Origin of the sequence: Streptomonospora litoralis (genome assembly GCF_004323735.1) — a bacterium.
In the GTDB taxonomy this organism is placed as follows: Bacteria; Actinomycetota; Actinomycetes; order Streptosporangiales; family Streptosporangiaceae; genus Streptomonospora; species Streptomonospora litoralis.
Genome location: NZ_CP036455.1, coordinates 1512010 through 1527044, shown reverse-complemented (window position 1 = coordinate 1527044; position 15035 = coordinate 1512010). Strand labels below are relative to the sequence as shown.

Here is a 15035-nt window from a genome sequence, read left to right as displayed (position 1 = left end):
ATGCCATTACGGGCTGGGGCGGCGCCAGTGAGAATCAGTCGATTCCGCGGGCGGTGAGGGCCTCGCCCAGCGATTCCGCGGAGCGCAGCAGGCCCACCATCACCGGCACCACCATGGCGTCGGGACGTCCGCGCAGCCCGCGCGCGATGTAGGCCTCGCGGGAGGCCCGCCAGCACGAGGCGACGAGCGGGATGCAGCGGATCGTCAGCGCGAGCACCAGCGCCACCCGCCGCGGGTCGGCACCCGCATACGCCAGCGGGCGGGCCAAGCGCTCGAACAGCGCCAGCATCTCGCTGACCCGGGTCGACGCGGTCACCAGGCCCGCCAGCAGCGCCGCGGTCACCAGCTGCCCGCACACCCGGGCGGCCGCCTCCAGGTCCCCCGCAAGCCATTGGAAGGCCGTTACCGCGGCCAGGAACACCGATAAGGCCCGCAGGGTGCGCCAAACCGGGGCCACGCCCAGCCCGCACAGCGGATGCAGCAGTGCGGCGGCGGCCGCGGCGGTCAGCGCCAGGGGCGCGCTGGCGGCGGCCACCACGGCGCCGACGGCGAGGACGAGCGCGAGCAGCTTGGCGCCGGCCGGGGCCCGGTGCAGCACCGCGCGCCGCGACCGCGGCGGGACGTAGAGGCCGACCGCTGTCACGGCCGCCCGCCGCGAGGCGCCGGGGATTCGGAGCCGGTGCTCATGAGCGCGGTGTAGTGCGTGACGGCTGCCTCGGGTGCGCCGTCGAAGACCACCCGCCCCTCGTCCATGACCAGGACCCGGTCGAACCCGGAGAGGGTGTCGAGGTGGTGGGTGAGCAGCACGACCTGCTGGGGCAGCTCGCGCAGCGTCCGCTCGATCACCGCGGTATTGCGCAGGTCGAGCAGGGTGGTGGGCTCGTCGCACACCAGCACCTCCGGCTCGGTGACCAGCACCGATGCCAGCGCGAGCATCTGCCGCTGGCCGCCGGATAGCAGGTGGGCGGGATGGTCCCGGTGCTCCGAGAGCCCGTGGCGGTGCAGGACGGCGTCCACCCGGGCGTCGATCTCGGCGCGGCGCAGGCCGCTGCGGCGCAGTCCGACGGCCACGTCCTCTGCCACGGTGGGCATGACGATCTGGGCCGAGGCGTCGGAGAAGACGAAGCCCACGCGACGCCGGATCCGGCGGGCGTGGCGGCGGGTGTCCAACCCGTCCAGCAGCACGCGCCCGGAGTCGGGCAGGACGAGGCCGTTGAGCGTGCGGGCCAGGGTGGACTTGCCCGATCCGTTGGCGCCGATGACGCCGATCCGATGCTCGGCCAGCTCCGCCGAAACGTCGCGCAGCACCGGGCGCCCGTCGTAGGCGTGGGACACCCGCTCCAGCCGCAGCGTCATGGCGAAGCGTCCCCCGGCCCCGGCTCTGCCACCCCGGCGTCGTCGGCGGCCGACGGGTCGCCGGAGTCGGCCTCCCCGGCCGGCTCGGGGGCCTTGTCCGAGACCGGTCGCCCCGCGGGCGGCACCGGGTAGGCCCGGTGCACGGCGGTGGCGATGGCGGCGGCCAGCGCCGCCTTGGCCAGGTCGCCGGGCAGGAACACGCCGACGCCGAGGATCGCGGCCAGCAGTTGGTCTCCGAGGGCGATCGCACTCCACGGCACCCCGACCAGGTATACGACCCCGATGCCGCCGACGATGTTGGCCGCGAAGCCCGGGAGGAAGCGGTAGCGCGGCAGCATCAGATGCACCAGCAGACCGATGACGAGCGCGCCGGCGACCCAGCCCAGCATGTATCCGCCGGTGGGCCCGACGAAGGGAGCCGGTCCGCCGCGCCCGCCCGGCAGCAGCGGCAGCCCGGCCACCACCAGGGCGAGGAAGGTCAGCACGGCCAGCGTCCCGCGCTTGGCGCCGAGCAGACTGGGGGCCAGCATCACACCGAGCGTCTGCAGCGTGATCGGCACGGGCCCGACCGGGACTTGGAAGCCCATGCTCAGCACGGCCAGAAGCGCCGCGAAGACGCCGATGAGGGCGATGTCGCGGGCGGTCAGCCCGCGGTAGCGGACGCGGTTCGCGGGGGATCGGGGCATGGGTGGGTCGTCCTCTCCGTGCGCATGCTGACGGCGGCCACCCCCCATTGTCGGCTATGCCGGAAAGCGCCCACCGCACGGCTCCCACCGGAGAGCGAGTGCCCTCGACTACCGGCGCGGTCGCGTCGAGTCCGATGTGCGGCTTGTTGGGCCTCGTTGGCCCCTCCGGGCCTGGCGGGCCTGGCGGGCCTCGATGCGGCATGCCCGGTGGCGGTCACCCACCCGGCGAAAGCGGCCGGGGTCCGCTGAGCGGCCTTGTAGCCTGCCGGGCGGCGGGACGCCTGAACGGAAAAGCAGCACCAACGGCGCCGGAGGGCCGAGCCCGCACGAAACGGGCCGGGTGCTCGCCGGTGGCGCGCCCGACGAGGGCGGCCAAGGTCCGCTGAGCGGCCTTGTGGTCTGCCGGGTGGCGGGTGGACTTGACTGAAATGCGGCGGCGACGGCGGATGGTTGGGCCTGGCCCGGCGACCGCGCCACACCGCGCGATCTCCTGCCGGTGCTGGCCAGGTCGGAACACGGGGATACCACGCCAGCCAACCGGCGCCGGTATGTCCGGTATGCCGGTTCACCCGGCCTCTATCGTGAACTTATGGCCGCCGGAATGCGCATTCCGCGACCATAAGTTCGCGATAGTCGGGAGAAGCCTCGATGGCACCGGTGCCGCCCAACGCAGGATTTCGACCAGACAGCGGCCGCGGGTTCAGGGGTGAGTGCAACACCGGCTCCGCACGGAGGTGTTGTGATGAATACCCACCCCGGGGGACGGCCCCCACTGCCCGCCGAACACGAGCACCGCTTCTGGAGAGCGCCCGGCGCGGTGGGCGCGGGCCGGACCCTTCGCGGTCCTCGCCGCCCGTCGTTCCCCGTCAGGCCACCCGCCTCCCGGCCGACCAACAAGGCCGCACAGCGGACCCGAGCCGCCCCGCCGACACGGCCACCGGCGAGCACCCGACCCGACAACCGCAGGCCCAGCCCTTCACCGCCCTCGCCGCCTCGCCGGGCGCTCAACCGGCGGGCACCCTGTCCGGTGGGCACGGGCCCAGCCCCATGCCGCCGTTGCCGCCGCCTTTTGCGTCCAGGACACCTTGCACCCGCCCGGTGCCAAGGCCGCACAGCCCACCGCAGGCGGCAGCAAGCCGAGCGGAGCCGAGCGGCACGCGGAACTCAGGAACCCAGGACCTCAAGAACCCAGCAACCCACCCAAGTTCTACCAGGCTCCCGGATACCCGACCCGCGTCCAAGCCCGATACCTGCTGGCCGGAACAGCGGCTCAGTGGTCCAGCGCAGGGTCGGAGAAGCGCAGGATCGCGCCGATTCCGTCCTCGGCCGTCGAATCGTTCTGAGGCACCATGATCAGCTGCGCCGACGTCGCTGCGGCCGCGCGCAGTATCGCGGGCCCGGCCAGTTCGGTGGCGGGCTCGTCCACGCCCATCTCGCGCAACTCCTGCTCGTCGAGGGCGATCTCCTCGCCTGAAGGCCCGATCCACACCTGTATGTCCGTCTCGGCGAGGCCGGTGGACCATAGCAGCGTGTCGACCTGGCCGCGCTGGAGGGCGCGCACAACGGCGGCGAAGCCCTCCACCGCCCGGTCGCGGTTGGCCTTGCCCTGCTGGAAGGACTCCTGCACCTCGGCCACCTGCGACTGCGCGCGCTCCTCCAGGTGTCGGCGCAGCTCCTCCTCCAGAGGCGACTTCTCGGAGCCCGAAGCACGCGAGCCCGACTCCAGGTCCAGCGCGCGCGGTTCCAGCCAGTCCGGCAGCCGGTCGCGCAGCTCGCCGCGCACCTGGACCTCGCCGGCGATCGCCACGACCTCGGCGTTGTTGCGTTTGGCCTCCTGCGCTGCGGCCCCGGCGACCCGCCCGGCGTTCTCGGCTACCTGGTTGTCGACGTTGCGCTGCATCTGGTTGTGGTGGTAACCGCCCTCGCGAACCTTGTTGACGGGCCAGTTCTCGCCCTCCACGCGGTGGTGGACCGTGCGGCCGTCACCGTAGACGGTGCGGACGTCCCCGCCCTGGCTGTCGACGACGGCGAGCACGTAGGGGATGCGCGTGCGCTGGCTGTAGATGTAGAGCAGCGGGTCGGGCAGCGGTCCGACGCGGGCCAGGTAGTCCTGCGGCGGTTCGGAGACCACCGTGTCCAGCAGCACCCTGCCGTCGGCGGCGAAGATCACCTGGCCATGCGCTCCGGCCACGCTGCCGGTCTGCCCGACGATCCCGTCCATGGCGCCGAGGGTCGACTCGTCGGCGCCCTGAGACCGGAGGTCCTCGCGCGCCTTCTGCCACCGGACGTGGACTTCGTGGTCGGCGTCCTCGGCGTCGCGCGAGTTGTTGATGTTCAGCGAGGCGATCGGCCCCGAGGTGCCCTCTACGGATGTCAGAAAGCTGAGGTCCATGGTTTGCTCCGCTCCAGGCGTCGTTCGCGGCCCGTCCGCCCGGACGGCGGCGGGGAGACTGGGGAAACCGGTGCCGGCGTCAACCCTGCGGCGTTCCGGGAGCTCCGACGAACAGTGTCGACAGGTCCTTGGGGAGCTGGGCGAGCGTATTATCGGTCTCCTCGTGGGGAAGCCATTCTCGGACTGTGTTGAGCACAGCGCTCACCAACTGTTCGGTCTCGGCCGCGTCGGTGGTCGCGACTCCCCCGCTCACCTTGTCCAGGAACGCGCCTTTGTCGAAGGCGACCGCCTGCCCGGACGCCTCGCGCTCGGGCTGCAGCGCGGGCGGCAGGTTGCGCGCGAGGTCGTTGAACTGCCCGCCGCTGAGGCTGCGCTGCAGTGCGGCCAGGGTCGACTCGGTCAGGCGCTGCGCCTCGCCGCGGGATGCGAGTCCGCCGTGCTGCTGCACGCGGCCGAGGAACGCGTCGGCGGCGTCGCCTGTCTGGTGCTGGACCACGAGCGGCCTCCTGTGACGTCGGAAAACTGTCGTAGGGATTCCTCTGTCACACAGCGCCACCGGTAAACATGCCGACCGCTCCAGGCCCTGTGACCTGCATCAAACCGTGTCCCCGCGGTCACCCCCGGCTTCCTTCCGAGGTCGTGTTCGGCGCTCGGTATGGCCACAGCACCGGAATCGACAGCGGCCCCGCCGAACCGGATCGCGTCCGTGCGCCCGCGCCGCGCCCGGAGGCGGCGACCGCGCTAAGCCGGGAGCACGCAGGCCGGGTCGCTCACGGTGAGCCGGTGGCCGGTGTCGGCGGGGATTCCGTCGGCGTCCAGGCGCAGCGACGACAGCTGTGCCGACTTCTGGGCGGCGACCACGATGTGGCCCTCGGCCAGCGCGAAGTGCCGCGGCCACGCGCCGCCGCAGGGGGTCTCGGCGATGCGGCGCAGCCCCGCGCCGCCGGCGGTGACCTCGAAAGCGGCGATGGTGTCGGCCCCGCGGTTGGAGACGTAGACCCGCGTGCCGTCGGGCGAGAGCGCGATCTCACCGGGATGGTTGGGGCCGTCGTGGCCGCTGGCCGCGGCCTCGGCGACGGGTACCGCCTGAGCCGAGGCGGCGTCCCAGGCGAGCACGTGCACGCGGGAGTCGAGCTCACCGGCGACGTAGATGTATCCGCTGGGGTGCACGGCCAAGTGGCGCGGCCCGGTTCCCGGTGCCAGCCGGGCGGCGACGGAGAGCGGGCCCACCGGCTCGGGTGCGGACGCATCGAAGGTGTGGCAGCGCAACTCGTCGGCGCCCAGGTCGGCCACCAGGATGTGGCGCCCGCCGGGGGCGATCGCAACGGAGTGGGCGTGCGGGCCTTCCTGGCGCGCCGGGTTGGGGCCGTGCCCGGTGTGCTGCAGCACCGCCGCCGCCTCCCGCGGCGCGCCGGAGTCGGCCAGCGGGTGCACGCTGACGCGGCCGTCGGCGTAGTTGGCGGTGATCACGTGGCGTCCCTCGGGGTGGACCAGCACGTGGCACGGCGAGGCCCCGCCGGTCGGCACGCCGCCGATACCGGACAGCTCCGGCACCCCGTCGCGCTCGGCGACGGCGAACCCGGAGACGGTTCCCTGCTCGCACTCGCCGACCGCGTACAGCAGACCGCCGCGCGGGTGCGCGGCCAGGAACGAGGGGCCGCTCGCGCCCGAGGCCGCCTCGCCTCCGCTCAGCGCACCGGTTTCGGGGTCCAGCCAGGCGCGGTGGATGCCCGATCCGGCGGCTTCGGGATCGGAATCGGGAGTGTAGGTCCCGATCCACAGCAGGCGCGGTGCGGTCATTCGTGCCCTTCCTTCGGATCGCGGATGCCGGGGCGCGCCAGGACCGCCGTCGCGGGTGTTCGCCCCGAGCGACCATTATGCCCAACCGCTCCGGTGCGCCTCCGGGCCGCCTCGTCCGCCCGGCACGGCTCGCGCCTCAGCCCCGGGCCGCCTCGATCGCCTTGAGGATGCGCTTCTCCGAGACCGGGTATGCGGCCCCGATCTCCTGCGCGAACAGGCTCACCCGGAACTCCTCCAGCATCCAGCCGATCTCGCGCACGTCGGCGTCGAGGCCGCGGCCGGGCCCAAGCTCGCCGAGCAGCTTGTCGCGGGCCTGGCGCATCTGCTCGACCTTGGACATGTTCACCTGGTCGCGGCGCGGGTTCTCGGGCAGTTTGGCCAGCCGGTACTCCACCGCCCGCAGGTAGCGGTGCACGTGGGCGAGCCGGGCCAGTCCGGCCTCGGTGACGAATCCGGGGTGGACGAGCCCGGAGATCTGGCCCTGGATGTCGTTCAGCGACGGCAGCACGGCCAGGCTTGTGCTGCCCTTGAGTCTGCGGCCCAACTCGTGTGCGCTCTGCAGCACGCGCGCCGCTTGCGCCACCGCCTCGTCGAGGGTGTCGGCGAGCTCGGCGCGTACGTGTTCGCGCAGGCGGGCGAACGCCGCGGGGTCCCACGCGTCGCCGCCGGGCGCGGTGAGGGCGTCCAAGCCGCCGCGGGCGCCCATCAGCGCGTCGGTCGCGCATTCCAGGCAGTCCTGGAACAGGGCCGGCACGCTGCCGTGCGGGTTGTGGCTCAGTGCCAGCTTGGTGCGGTTGTCCAGGCCGCGCTGGACGACCGCCGCCGGCGAGGGCACCTGGAGCAGCAGGAGCCGCCGGGCGCCGCGCCACATGGCGTGGCGCTGCTCGGTCTCGGTGTCGAAGAGGCGTACCGCGACGCTCTCGCCCTCGTCGACCAGGGCGGGGTAGCCCTTGACGGCGGCACCGGCGGACTTGCGCTCGAAGACGCGCGGCAGCGGGTCGGTGTCCCAGTCGGTCAGACCGGTGCGCTCGATTCCGCGGGCCTCGGCGGAGATGGCCTGCTGCAGCCGCGGTTTGAGCCGGGACCGCAGCGCGTCGAGGTCCTTCTCCTCGGCGAGGGTGTGCTGCTCGGCGTCGACGGCGCGGAAGGTGATGCGCAGGTGGTCGGGGACCCGCTCCCAGTCGAAGTCCTGCGCTGAGATGCGTTCGCCGCTCATGGCGCCCAGCTCGCGGCTGAGCGCCTGGGTCAGCGGCTCGGTGTAGGGGGTGAGGCGTCCCAGGACGGTGCGGGCGGTGTCGGGCACCGGGACGAAGTTGCGCCGCAGCGGTTTGGGCAGGGAGCGGATCAGGGCGGTGACCAGCTCCTCGCGCAGCCCGGGGATCTGCCAGTCGAAGCCGTCGTCGGCCACCTGGTTGAGCACGGTCAGCGGGACGGTGGCGGTAACGCCGTCGGCGTCGGCGCCGGGGTCGAACTGGTAGCTCAGCGGGAAGGCGAGTTCGCCTTGGCCCCACCCGTCGGGGTAGTCCTGCTCGCTTACGCGGGCCGTGTTCTCGTTGATCAGCATCGACCGCTCGAAGTCGAGCAGGTCGGGCTGCTTGCGCCGCACCCGCTTCCACCAGGTGTCGAAGTGGGCTGCGGAGACGGCCTCGGCGCCCACCCGCTCGTCGTAGAACCGGAACAGGGTCTCGTCGTCGACCAGGATGTCGCGCCGGCGGGCGCGGTGCTCCAGGTCCTCGACCTCCTCCAGCAGGCGCCGGTTCTGGTGGAAGAAGCGGTGGCGGGTGTTCCAGTCGCCTTCGACCAGCGCGTGGCGGATGAACAGCTCGCGGGAGAGCTCGGGGTCGACGGAGCCGTAGGCGACCTTGCGCTGGGCGATCAGCGGAACGCCGTAGAGGGTGACGCGCTCGTAGGCCATCACGGCGCCGCGGTTCTTCTCCCAGTGCGGTTCGCTGTAGGTGCGCTTGACGAGGTGGGAGCCCAACCGCTCGGCCCACTCCGGCTCGATCCGGGCGACCATGCGCGCCCACAGCCGCGAGGTCTCGACCAGTTCGGCGGCCATGACGTAGCGGGGCTGCTTCTTGAACAGCGAGGAGCCGGGGAAGATGGCGAAGCGGGCGCCGCGGCCGCCGAGGTACTCGTGCTTCTCCGGGTCCTTGAGCCCCACGTGCGACAGCAGCCCCGACAGCAGCGAGACGTGGATCTGCTGCGGCTGGGGATCGCTGGTGTTGAGCGTGGCGCCCGTCTGCTTGGCGACCTGCTTGAGCTGGCCGTAGATGTCCTGCCACTCGCGCACCCGCAGGTAGTTCAGGAACTCCTCGCGGCACATGCGGCGGAACGCGTTGCCCGACAGCTCCCGCTGCTTCTCCTGCAGGTGGTTCCACAGGTTCAGGTAGGCCAGGAAGTCGGAGTCCTTGTCGGCGAAGCGGGCGTGCTGCTCGTCGGCGGCCTGCTGCTTGTCGGCGGGGCGCTCGCGCGGATCCTGGATGGACAGCGCCGCGGCGATGATCATGACCTCGCGCAGGCAGCCGTTCTCCTCCGCCTCCAGCACCATGCGGCCCAGCCGCGGGTCCACGGGCAGCTGCGAGAGGCGCCGGCCGACAGAGGTGAGGCTCTTTCCTGGATCGTCCTCGCCGGGATCGAGCGCCCCCAGCTCCTGCAGCAGGTGCACCCCGTCCTTGATCTGCCTGCGGTCGGGGCCCTCGACGAAGGGGAACGCGGCGACGTCGCCCAGGCCCAGCGCGGCCATCTGCAGGATGACCGAGGCGAGGTTGGTGCGCAGGATCTCGGGATCGGTGAACTCCGGCCGGGAGAGGAAGTCCTCCTCGGAGTAGAGCCGGATGCAGATGCCCTCGGCCACCCGGCCGCAGCGGCCCTTGCGCTGGTTGGCCGACGCCTGGGAGACCGGTTCGATCGGCAGCCGCTGCACCTTGGTGCGGTGGCTGTAGCGGGAGATGCGGGCGGTACCGGGATCGACGACGTAGCGGATGCCGGGCACGGTCAGGGAGGTCTCGGCCACGTTGGTGGCCAGCACGATGCGCCGCCCGCTGTGCGGTGCGAACACCCGGTGCTGCTCGGCGGCCGAGAGGCGGGCGAACAGCGGCAGCACCTCGGTGTCGCGCATGCGCTGCTTGTTCAGGGCGTCGGCGGTGTCGCGGATCTCGCGCTCGCCGCTGAGGAACACCAGGATGTCGCCGGGTCCTTCGCTGCGCAGCTCGTCCACCGCGGCGCAGACGGCCTGGGTCTGGTCGTCCTGCTCGGACTCCTCCTCGACGGGGCGGTAGCGGACCTCGACCGGGTAGGTGCGCCCGGAGACCTCCACGATCGGGGCGTCGCCGAAGTGGCGGGAGAAGCGCTCGGGGTCGATGGTTGCCGAGGTGATGATGACCTTCAGCTCGGGCCGGCGCGGCAGCAGCTGCTTGATGTAGCCGAGCAGGAAGTCGATGTTCAGGCTGCGCTCGTGCGCCTCGTCGATGATGAGCGTGTCGTAGCGGCGCAGCATGCGGTCCTGCTGGATCTCGGCCAGCAGGATGCCGTCGGTCATCAGCTTGACGTGGGTGTCCTCGCCCGAGCGGTCGGTGAAGCGGACCTTGTAGCCCACGGCGTCGCCCAGAGAGGTGTCCAGCTCCTCGGCGATGCGCTCGGCGACGGTGCGTGCGGCCAGCCGGCGCGGCTGGGTGTGGCCGATGGTGCCCTGTACGCCGCGGCCCAGCTCCATGCAGATCTTGGGCAGCTGGGTGGTCTTACCGGAGCCGGTCTCGCCGGCGACGATGACGACCTGGTTGTCGCGCACGGCAGCGGCGATGTCGTCCTTCTTCTGGCTGACCGGCAGCGCCTCGGGGTACTCGATCCGGGGCACGGCGGCGGCGCGGGATTCGACCCGGGTCTGCGCGGTGTCGATGTCGGCCGCGATCTCGGCGGCGATGCGGGCGCGCTTGTCGTCGTCGCGGACCTTCTGCAGTCCGTCGATACGGCGACGCAGCCGATGCTTGTCGGCGAGCATCAGCGGTGAGAGGCGCCGGCGCAGGTCGCGGATCTCGCGGTGCTGGGAGCCGGAACTGGAGCCGGGAGGGGCCGCGGACGAGGTCTTCATACCGCCGTCCAGGATATGCGGCGGCACAAGCGGGTTTTCGCCGCGGTCGGCGGCGCCGGGTTCGCCGCGGCGGCTCAAGGGGTCAAGAGGGGAACTTCGGCTGACCGCGCGCCTCGCGGGCGGCCTCGGCGACCGCTGAGAGGGCGCCGCCGGTGGCCGCGGTGACGGCGGCGGCCACCGCGCCCTCCACGAACGGGGCGTCCACCACCAGCGCGTCGGCGCGGTCGAGGTCTTCGAGCACCATCCGCGCCGTGAGAACCGCGCTGCCGATGTCGGGCAGCACCACCACGCCCGCTCCGGCGTCGGCGGCCGCGACGGCCTCGCTCACGCGGTCGTAGGAGGTGCCGATGCCGTCGTCGTCGGTCCCGCCCGCGCAGAACACGCGCCCGCCCGCCGAGCCGAGCTGGGCGACGAGATCGCGGAGCCCTTCGGCGAGTTTCCGGCTGTGCGACACGAGCACGATTCCGACAGTGGAGTCACCGGTGTCCATGGGCACCTAGGCTACTTACCGGAACGCGCCGTGTGGCGCATGTCACCTGTTACCGCCGAGTCACCGCCGAGGCCATCGCGGGAGCGACGAACATGAAGAAGTTCATCAACACAGCCGACACCTACCTCACCGACGCGCTGACCGGTTTCGCGGCCGCCCATCCGCAGCTGTCCGTGAACCTGGAGTCGGGAGTGGTCACCCGCGCCCGCGGGCCCGTGTCCGGCAAGGTCGGCCTGGTTTCGGGCGGCGGGTCCGGGCACGAGCCGCTGCACACCGGATTCGTGGGCGAGGGCATGCTCGACGCCGCCTGCCCCGGCGAGATCTTCACCTCACCCGTGCCCGACCAGGTGACCGAGGCCCTGCGTGCGGTCGACAGCGGCGAGGGCACCGTGCTGATCGTGAAGAACTACACCGGCGACGTGATGAACTTCGAACTGGCCGCCGAACTCGCCGGCGAGGAGGACCTGCGTGTGGAGTCGGTGCTGGTCAACGACGACGTCGCCGTCGAGGACTCCACGTTCACCGCGGGCCGGCGCGGCACCGGCGCCACCGTGCTGGTGGAGAAGATCGCGGGCGCGGCGGCGGCGCGCGGCGACTCCCTGGGCGCCGTGGCCGATGTGGGACGGCGGGTCAACGCGGCCTCGCGCTCGTTCGCGGTCGCGTTGACCGCCTGCACCACGCCTTCGGCCGGACGGCCCGGCTTCGACCTGCCCGAGGACGAGATCGAGGTCGGCGTGGGCATCCACGGCGAGCCCGGTCGGCGCCGCGAGAAGCTGCGTTCGGCGAGCGAGATCGTTTCGGACATGGTCGACGCCATCCTCGACGACCGCCCGCTGGAGCGCGGCTCCCAGGTCGTCGTGTGCGTGAACGGCCTCGGCGGCACCCCGCTCAGCGAGCTCTACCTGGTTTACGGCGAGGTCGCCGCGCTGCTGGAGGAGCGCGGAATCGCCATCGCCCGCAACCTGGTCGGCGACTACGTGACGAGCCTCGATATGGCCGGGTGTTCGATCACCCTGTGCGAGGCGGAGGAGGAGTTCCTGGCGCTGTGGGACGCGCCGGTGGACACGCCGGGGCTGCGGTGGGGCCTCTGAGCCCGACCCGCGGTCGCTCCGGTCGCCGGGTCGGCGGCCCGAGCGCACTCGGGCATGCTGTGGTGGGTAGTGCCGAAGAGACGACGATCGGGAGCCGCGCAGTGGACATCGAACTCGCCCGCGCCTGGGTGCGGGGCATCGCCGAGGCCGTCGAACGCGACCGGGAGCGGCTGGGTGAACTGGACGCGGCCATCGGCGACGGCGACCACGGCGAGAACATGCACCGCGGGTTCGCCGCGGCCGTCGAGGCCGTGGACAAGCTCACCGCGGAGACCGTCGGCCAGGTGCTGACCAAGACCGGCACCACCCTGGTCTCGCGGGTCGGCGGCGCCTCCGGCCCGCTGTACGGCTCCGCCTTCCGCGCCGCGGGCAAGGCGCTGGCCGCCGAGAGCGCCGAGCCCGAGGACGTGGGCGCCGCCCTGTCCGCGGCGCTGGAGGAGGTGCGCCGTCTCGGCGGCGCGCAGGCCGGGGACAAGACGATGGTCGACGCGTTCGCGCCCGCGGTCGAGGCGTTCGAGAGCACGGACACTGCCGCCTCGGGGGAGGGGGCGGCCGATGCGGCCGAGGAGGGTCTGCGCGCCACCGAGCCGATGCAGGCCCGCAAGGGTCGCGCGTCCTACCTGGGCGAACGCAGCATCGGCCACCTGGACCCGGGCGCCGCGTCGACGGCGCTGATCTTCCGGGCACTGGCCGAGGCGGAGCAGGGATAAGCGAGGCTCGGCCGCGGTCTGCGCCCCGCCGAGCGGCACGGCCCGGCGCGGAGCCGTATGGGGGTCGGGCGCCCGACCGTCCGCGGAGAAGCTCGAAGACCACCCGCCCAGGCACCACCCGTTACTCGGCGGCCGGCTTTTCGGGCTCGCCCGCCTCGGCGGTTTCCCCGGCCCGATGCGGCCGGCGGGCGAAGGGGGCCGCCAGGGCGATCAGCGCGGGCAGCACGGCCAGCGCGTACACAGCCGGCAGGTAGGAGTCGGCCACGTCGTGGCCCAGCGACAGCAGCAGCGGCGCCACTGCTGTGGACGAGACCGCCACCGACTGGGTGAATCCGCGCAGCGTGCCCAGGCTCGCGGTGCCGTAGTAGTAGGGGAAGGCGGCCGCCTCCACCGACCGCGCTCCCGCTGCCGCCGCGCCGAGCGTCATGCCGTAGGCCACGGCGGTGGCGCCGGGGCCCACGAACGGCAGCATGCACAGCCCGGCCACCTGCATCAGCATGCACAGCAGGATCAGCAGTTTGGGCGGGAACCGGTCGGTGGCCGAACTGAAGGCGAAGGAGGCCAGCAGTCCGGCCACGGTCTGCGGCAGGAAGTTCGCCGCCGCCTGGGTCGGGGTCAGGCCCTGCTCGCCGAGGATCGCGATCTGGTGGAAGAACACCGCCGTGGTCACCAGGCCGCTGCAGGCGACGGCGCTGGTGATCAGCCAGAACATCGACGTCCGCACGATGGCGCGAAGGGGCCAGGCGGGCTCGGATGCACCGCCGTCCTGCGCGGAGCCGTCGCCCCCCTCGTCGGAACCGGCGCCCTCCGGCTGTTCCTTGGCCGCCTCCCGGCCGCCGCGCACCCCGCGCAGGCCCCACACCGCGATCGGCAGCACGACCGCCCACACGACCAGAGCCTCGCCGAAGACGGCCGTGCGCCAACCGAACTCGGCGATGACGCGCTCGGCCAGCACGGGTACCAGCGAGATGCCGGCGGTGCCCGCCGCGGTGGTGATGCCGATGGCCGTGCCGCGCTTGCGGGTCACGGCGATGGCGACAGCGGTGGTGGCCACCAGCGTCATGCCGCCCTGACCCATGGCGCGGGCCCCGACGAAGGCCACGGTCAGCCCGACGATGCCCTGGACCAGCGAGAGCAGGGTGAGGAACGCGCCGAAGGTGAGCGCGACGCCCGCGAGGACGGGCCGCACCCCGAACCGGTCCACGGCGCGCCCGATCCAGGGCAGCGCGAAGGCGCCGCCCAGCGTGCCGATGAGATAGGCGGTGGAGACGGCCGATCGGCTCACCCCCAGGTCGGCGATGAAGTGGTCGATCAGCACGGACATCCCGGCGGTCTGGCCGGGCCCGCTCAGCGCGAGCACGGTCCCGCACAGCGCGACCGCCGCGGCCGAGCCGGTCTTCTCCCCGCCGCGCGGGGCGGGACGGCGGCCGGAGCCGGGAGCGGGATCGGCCGGGGGTCCGGTCCGGGGTTGCGAAGTCAGCGGGGACACCTGCTTTCGGGGGCGCGGCTGGAACCGGGGCGGAATCGGGGGCGGCACGGCGGCGGTACACGGTCCGGACATGGGGCGATCGGACGTGTTCACGCGATCTTCGGAATCCGACACGCGGCCCGACCGGACACACCCGTATGCGGCCCGTACCCGAGCCGTTCACTCTGCGGCCACAGGGCGAAACGCTACTCCACCGCCCGCACGCCGCCGCGGCCGCCCCGCGGCCGCCTCGCCGCCGCGGAGCCCGCCTCAGGGCACCAGGCCGGCGTGGGCGAGGGCCTGGCGCAGCAGCACCCCCTGGCCGCCGCTCATCTCCTGCTGCACGCTGTCGCCGGCGGCCTCCTCCGGCGAGAACCACACCAGGTCGAGTGCGTCCTGGCGGGGGCGGCAGTCGCCGGTGACCGGCACCACGTAGGCCAGCGAAACCGCGTGCTGGCGGGGATCGTGGAAGGGGGTGATACCGGGGGTCGGGAAGTACTCGGCCACGGTGAAGGGCTGCGGCGACGCGGGAACGTGCGGCAGGGCAACCGGTCCCAGGTCCTTCTCCAGGTGGCGCAGCAGGGCGTCGCGGATGCGCTCGTGGTAGAGCACGCGTCCCGAGACCAGCGACCGGCTGATGGTCTCGTCGGGCGCGACGCCCAGCAGCAGTCCCACGCTGGTCACCGCGCCGGAATCGTCGACCCGAACCGGAACGGCGTTGACGTAGACGATGGGCAGCCGTCCGCGCGCGTCCTCGATCTCGGTGCGGGAGAGCCAACCGGGAGAGGTGTCCGTCGTTTCGGTCATGCTGCGTTTCTACCCGATAGGCCCCGCGGGTCGCTCGGGCACCGCGCATCCCGCCTGCATCCGCTCCGGAAACGGTGGTGGACGCGGTGGGGGCGACTGGCCACCATGGCCTACAGGAGCGGTGCGCGCCGGGTGCGCGCCGTCC

At 72.7% G+C, this 15035-nt stretch carries 12 protein-coding genes; 2 read left to right on the top strand and 10 right to left on the bottom strand.

Features of this window, described 5'->3' with window-relative positions:
* Nucleotides 1-34 precede the first annotated feature (34 nt).
* From EKD16_RS06440 to dhaM, 8 genes are all read right to left on the bottom strand, one after another.
* Nucleotides 35-643 (bottom strand): energy-coupling factor transporter transmembrane component T, encoded by a 609-nt coding sequence (locus tag EKD16_RS06440; protein ID WP_131097542.1) that lies wholly within the window; start codon nucleotides 641-643, stop codon nucleotides 35-37.
* Nucleotides 640-1356, bottom strand: coding sequence for an energy-coupling factor ABC transporter ATP-binding protein (locus EKD16_RS06435; RefSeq protein WP_131097541.1), 717 nt, complete (start codon nucleotides 1354-1356; stop codon nucleotides 640-642). Before EKD16_RS06435 ends, EKD16_RS06440 begins: the two co-directional genes overlap by 4 nt.
* Nucleotides 1353-2042 (bottom strand): biotin transporter BioY, encoded by a 690-nt coding sequence (locus EKD16_RS06430; protein WP_242677261.1) that lies wholly within the window; start codon nucleotides 2040-2042, stop codon nucleotides 1353-1355. Before EKD16_RS06430 ends, EKD16_RS06435 begins: the two co-directional genes overlap by 4 nt.
* Before the next feature lie 1270 nt (nucleotides 2043-3312).
* Nucleotides 3313-4434: a baeRF2 domain-containing protein gene (locus EKD16_RS06425; RefSeq protein WP_131097540.1), complete on the bottom strand. Its 1122-nt coding sequence runs from the start codon at nucleotides 4432-4434 to the stop codon at nucleotides 3313-3315.
* Between the two features lie 79 nt (nucleotides 4435-4513).
* A complete protein-coding gene (locus tag EKD16_RS06420) occupies nucleotides 4514-4930 on the bottom strand; it encodes a DUF2267 domain-containing protein (protein WP_165498510.1) in 417 nt (138 codons plus the stop codon).
* Nucleotides 4931-5175: 245 nt separating this feature from the next.
* On the bottom strand, nucleotides 5176-6234 hold the full coding sequence (locus EKD16_RS06415; protein WP_131097538.1) for a lactonase family protein: 1059 nt from the start codon (nucleotides 6232-6234) through the stop codon (nucleotides 5176-5178).
* A gap of 136 nt (nucleotides 6235-6370) precedes the next feature.
* Nucleotides 6371-10324 (bottom strand): ATP-dependent RNA helicase HrpA, encoded by a 3954-nt coding sequence (gene hrpA / locus EKD16_RS06410; protein ID WP_131097537.1) that lies wholly within the window; start codon nucleotides 10322-10324, stop codon nucleotides 6371-6373.
* 82 nt (nucleotides 10325-10406) lie between these two features.
* Complete coding sequence (dhaM, locus tag EKD16_RS06405) at nucleotides 10407-10814, bottom strand: dihydroxyacetone kinase phosphoryl donor subunit DhaM (protein WP_131097536.1); 408 nt, start codon at nucleotides 10812-10814, stop codon at nucleotides 10407-10409.
* Between the two features lie 92 nt (nucleotides 10815-10906).
* On the opposite strand from dhaM, the gene dhaK reads away from it, so the two are divergent.
* Both dhaK and dhaL read left to right on the top strand, forming a co-directional pair.
* A complete protein-coding gene (gene dhaK, locus EKD16_RS06400; RefSeq protein WP_131097535.1) occupies nucleotides 10907-11905 on the top strand; it encodes a dihydroxyacetone kinase subunit DhaK in 999 nt (332 codons plus the stop codon).
* Nucleotides 11906-12006: 101 nt separating this feature from the next.
* A complete protein-coding gene (gene dhaL, locus EKD16_RS06395) occupies nucleotides 12007-12615 on the top strand; it encodes a dihydroxyacetone kinase subunit DhaL (protein ID WP_131097534.1) in 609 nt (202 codons plus the stop codon).
* A gap of 121 nt (nucleotides 12616-12736) precedes the next feature.
* Here dhaL and EKD16_RS06390 read toward each other — a convergent pair whose 3' ends face one another.
* Both EKD16_RS06390 and EKD16_RS06385 read right to left on the bottom strand, forming a co-directional pair.
* A complete protein-coding gene (locus tag EKD16_RS06390; protein WP_394347316.1) occupies nucleotides 12737-14176 on the bottom strand; it encodes an MFS transporter in 1440 nt (479 codons plus the stop codon).
* 177 nt (nucleotides 14177-14353) lie between these two features.
* A complete protein-coding gene (locus EKD16_RS06385) occupies nucleotides 14354-14890 on the bottom strand; it encodes an NUDIX hydrolase family protein (protein WP_131097533.1) in 537 nt (178 codons plus the stop codon).
* Nucleotides 14891-15035: the final 145 nt, after the last annotated feature.

Excerpts from the sequence above, each read along its gene's own strand:
- hrpA (WP_131097537.1), bottom strand. The coding sequence starts at position 10,324 with ATGAAGACCTCGTCCGCGGCCCCTCCCGGCTCCAGTTCCGGCTCCCAG.
- EKD16_RS06430 (WP_242677261.1), bottom strand. The coding sequence starts at position 2,042 with ATGCCCCGATCCCCCGCGAACCGCGTCCGCTACCGCGGGCTGACCGCC.
- EKD16_RS06390 (WP_394347316.1), bottom strand. The coding sequence starts at position 14,176 with ATGTCCGGACCGTGTACCGCCGCCGTGCCGCCCCCGATTCCGCCCCGG.
- EKD16_RS06415 (WP_131097538.1), bottom strand. The coding sequence starts at position 6,234 with ATGACCGCACCGCGCCTGCTGTGGATCGGGACCTACACTCCCGATTCC.
- EKD16_RS06435 (WP_131097541.1), bottom strand. The coding sequence starts at position 1,356 with ATGACGCTGCGGCTGGAGCGGGTGTCCCACGCCTACGACGGGCGCCCG.
- dhaK (WP_131097535.1), top strand. The coding sequence starts at position 10,907 with ATGAAGAAGTTCATCAACACAGCCGACACCTACCTCACCGACGCGCTG.
- EKD16_RS06385 (WP_131097533.1), bottom strand. The coding sequence starts at position 14,890 with ATGACCGAAACGACGGACACCTCTCCCGGTTGGCTCTCCCGCACCGAG.
- dhaM (WP_131097536.1), bottom strand. The coding sequence starts at position 10,814 with ATGGACACCGGTGACTCCACTGTCGGAATCGTGCTCGTGTCGCACAGC.
- EKD16_RS06425 (WP_131097540.1), bottom strand. The coding sequence starts at position 4,434 with ATGGACCTCAGCTTTCTGACATCCGTAGAGGGCACCTCGGGGCCGATC.